General features: G+C 42.6%; 4 protein-coding genes. All 4 read left to right on the top strand.

Annotated elements, in window-relative coordinates:
* The first annotated feature begins 114 nt into the window (after positions 1-114).
* The 4 genes from HMPREF1551_RS06105 (at position 115) to HMPREF1551_RS06090 (ending at position 3,199) form a co-directional block, all read left to right on the top strand.
* Positions 115-357 carry a DUF3820 family protein gene (locus HMPREF1551_RS06105; protein ID WP_021628197.1) on the top strand — a complete coding sequence of 81 codons (243 nt, stop codon included), beginning with the start codon at positions 115-117 and terminating at the stop codon, positions 355-357.
* A gap of 77 nt (positions 358-434) precedes the next feature.
* Entirely contained in the window at positions 435-1,466 is a 1,032-nt protein-coding gene (locus HMPREF1551_RS06100; RefSeq protein ID WP_021628196.1) for a DHH family phosphoesterase, read from the top strand.
* Positions 1,463-2,050: a gliding motility-associated peptidyl-prolyl isomerase GldI gene (gene gldI / locus HMPREF1551_RS06095; protein ID WP_021628195.1), complete on the top strand. Its 588-nt coding sequence runs from the start codon at positions 1,463-1,465 to the stop codon at positions 2,048-2,050. The genes HMPREF1551_RS06100 and gldI overlap by 4 nt, the downstream gene beginning before the upstream one ends.
* A 30-nt stretch (positions 2,051-2,080) precedes the next feature.
* Positions 2,081-3,199: a peptidylprolyl isomerase gene (locus HMPREF1551_RS06090; RefSeq protein ID WP_021628194.1), complete on the top strand. Its 1,119-nt coding sequence runs from the start codon at positions 2,081-2,083 to the stop codon at positions 3,197-3,199.
* The last annotated feature ends 174 nt before the right edge of the window (positions 3,200-3,373 follow it).

Raw genomic sequence — 3,373 nt, 5'->3', positions numbered from 1 at the left:
ATTTTGTGGGAGAGTATGTCGCCGCCTTCTTAAAAAACCGAGCTATTGAAAAATAGTTCGGTTTTTTTCTATTGATTCTAACTACTAATCACTAACCACTAACTACTAACCCCTATGAACAACGAACTCCTCAAAGAGATAATCACCACTCCTATGCCTTATGGGAAGTATAAGGGCACTATGATAGCCGATTTGCCAGTCTATTACTTAGAATGGTTCAGTACTCAAGGCTTTCCCAAGGGAAAGCTCGGTATGCTACTGGCTACAGTCTTTGAGATAAAGATCAATGGACTTGAGCAAATCATAGACAATCTTAAGCAAATCAAGCAAGCAGAAGAGGAAACTGAAAATGGATAAGCAATGAGTATCAGCCTATCCCTTAACAATTGACAATTAACAATTGACAATTAAAAAAGATTTTGTATCTTTGCCCAATGAATACAGAAAATACTAAAAGCCTACAGGCACTTTTGGATAAGCATCCTGTGATTTCTATTATACCGCATACCTCTCCTGATGGCGATGCGATAGGGAGTACTTTGGGGCTGTACCATTTCCTTAAAAATCAAGGACATGATGTACAGCTGATAGCCCCTACCGATTTCCCTGACTTCCTCAAATGGATGCCTGGAGCTGAGCAGATACTTATCTATCCTTATCAAGAGCAGCAGGCGGCACAGCGAATAGCCAGCTCGACTCTTATCTTTACCTTGGATTTTAACAACCTGTTGAGAGCAAAACCATTAACGCCTTTTTTGGAACAGTCTCAGGCCGATTTTGTGATGATAGATCACCATCAACAGCCGGATACTTATGCTCGGATTACTTATTCCGACGATAAGGCAAGCTCCACTTGTGAGCTGATTTATAGGACAATAGTTGCCTTGACAGGGGTAGAGGCTATCGATGAGCAGATTGCTACTTGCCTATACACAGGGATCATGACCGATACGGGAGGCTTTCGCTTTTCTTTGACTTCGCCAGAGACACACCGTGTGGTAGCGGTACTCTTAGAAAAAGGAGCAGACTGTACCCGAATTGCTACCGAGGTATTGGATAGCTATACCAAAGATCGCTTGCTACTGCTGGGGCATGTACTCAATGAGCTTACTTACTTAAGCCAATATCGTACTGCCTATATGTACATCAGTAGTAAGACCCTCAAGCAGTTTAATTTCCGAAAAGGGGATACCGAGGGCTTTGTCAATTATGGATTGCGTATCAAAGAAGCCGAATTGGCCGCTATATTTATTGAAAACGAGGAAGACAAATTGATAAAGATTTCTTTCCGTTCCAAAACAAACCTGGATGTGAATCTTTTGGCGCACACCTATTTCAATGGGGGAGGGCATATCAATGCGGCGGGAGGTAGCTCCCATACCTCCTTGGAGGATACCATCCAATATTTCTTAGAAGTATTGCCACAATTCCTTTCTCGTACGGATGCTTATTCTAAACAGATATGAAGAGAGCTATAATTATTTTATTCATGCTGGGGCTGGCAGTGGCCTGTGCTAAAAGAGAAGCACGCCGGCCGGTCATGGTCAAAACCGATACTTTCCTTAAGGAATCGGCTAAGAAAAACCGAGAACTACTCGAGGATCAGGAAGCCGTGATGGATTCTATCATTGCCTGCGATACACTGCATTCTTATCTGAGTTCGAAGGATGGTTTTAAGTACTATTATATATCAGAAAATGCAAGTGCTGATCTGCTGCCTAAATTTGGAGATCGAGTGGAGTTCACCTATAGCCTTTCAGATATTTATGGAAAAGAAATTTATTCGAAGGAGGATACCAAGGTCATTACCTATTATGTGGATAAGCAGGAACTTTTCCAAGGACTTAGGCAAGCCATTAAGCTCTTGAAGGTCTATGAGCAGGCCGTTTTCTTTTTTCCTTCAGAAATTGCCTTTGGCTACCATGGGGATAATGAAAAAATAGGGATCAATAAGCCTATACGGGCAGAGGTGCATATCCTTAAGATCACACCTTCAGAGAAGCTGGAAGCCTCGGAGACTTCCCAAGAGCCCTCAGAGGGGACTAATTAAAATGTAATTTCATTCATTAAATATAATTTCATGAAAAAAGTTAAATTATGGGCATTCGTATTGCCCTTGTTATTGGTAGCTTGCAAGTCGGCTAAGTATCCAAACTTAAAAGAGGGCTTGTATGCAGATATCCAAACCAATCATGGAGACATGCTGGCAGAGCTATACTACAAGGCAACTCCAGGAACAGTGGCCAACTTTGTTTCCTTGGCCGAAGGTACCAATACTTATGTAGCGGATTCTCTCAAAGGGAAACATTATTATGACAACACTAAGTCTCACCGCGTGATTAAGGACTTCATGCTCCAGGCGGGGGATCGTACAGCTACAGGGACAGGAGACCCAGGCTATAAGTTTGCCGACGAGTTTGTCGATACCCTTACCTTTACTAAAAAGGGACAATTGGCAATGGCTAACTCCGGCCCTGCTACCAATGGTAGTCAATTCTTCATCACTGAGAAAGCTACCGATTGGCTCAACTTCCGCCATACTATCTTCGGACAAGTGGTTCAAGGGGAGGATGTGATCAGTAAAATTACTTCTGTGAAAACAGACCCTATGGATCGCCCCGAGGAGCCAGTGATTATCAAAAAAATAGAGATCATCCGAGTAGGCAAAGATGCCCAAAAATGGGATGCCCCCAAGGTATTCGATGCCTTTGTAAAAGCACAAGCCGCTAAGGCAGAAGAAGAGAAATCTCAAAAACAAAAGAAACTTGCCTTTTTGGCTGAGCAAGAAGCCAAGGCCGTAGCACAACCCTCCGGTATTAAGATTCTAAAACTCAAAGAAGGCCAAGGCGAAAAACCACAGGACGGACAGAATGTACTGATCAATTATGCAGGCTTCTTCCGCGCCGATGGAGAGCTGTTCGATACAAATGTCGCTGAAATAGCCAAAGAGAACAACGCCTATGATAAGAATAAAGCGGCCGATCCTGTATATGGTTATGTACCTCTTGTAGCTGAATATAGCCAACAAGCCGGCCTTATCGCTGGCTTTAAGGAAGCACTTCTCACTATGAAAGTAGGGGACAGACTACAGGTGTTCATTCCTTCTGCTTTGGGATATGGCAAGCAAGGTTTTCCAGGCTTCATCCCCCCCGATACGGATCTTTTCTTCGATATAGAACTCGTTGGAATAGAGAAATAGTGACCAGTGACTAGTGACTAGTGACTAATCCTATTGTGGTATTAGTCACTGGTCATTAACCATTCATGCAAATCAATAGTTAAAAAATAGAAGCATAAATATTTAAATAAGTTGTAAAGAACTCATTATTAATATTTTCTATTTACATCCCCCTAGCCCCCCTCAAGGGGGGAA

Origin of the sequence: Capnocytophaga sp. oral taxon 863 str. F0517, assembly GCF_000466425.1 — a bacterium.
Taxonomy (GTDB): Bacteria; Bacteroidota; Bacteroidia; order Flavobacteriales; family Flavobacteriaceae; genus Capnocytophaga.
Note: the sequence above shows the minus strand (reverse complement) of the source record. Positions and strands in the feature narration are given on the sequence as shown.

Excerpts from the sequence above, each read along its gene's own strand:
- gldI (WP_021628195.1), top strand. The coding sequence starts at position 1,463 with ATGAAGAGAGCTATAATTATTTTATTCATGCTGGGGCTGGCAGTGGCC.
- HMPREF1551_RS06105 (WP_021628197.1), top strand. The coding sequence starts at position 115 with ATGAACAACGAACTCCTCAAAGAGATAATCACCACTCCTATGCCTTAT.
- HMPREF1551_RS06100 (WP_021628196.1), top strand. The coding sequence starts at position 435 with ATGAATACAGAAAATACTAAAAGCCTACAGGCACTTTTGGATAAGCAT.
- HMPREF1551_RS06090 (WP_021628194.1), top strand. The coding sequence starts at position 2,081 with ATGAAAAAAGTTAAATTATGGGCATTCGTATTGCCCTTGTTATTGGTA.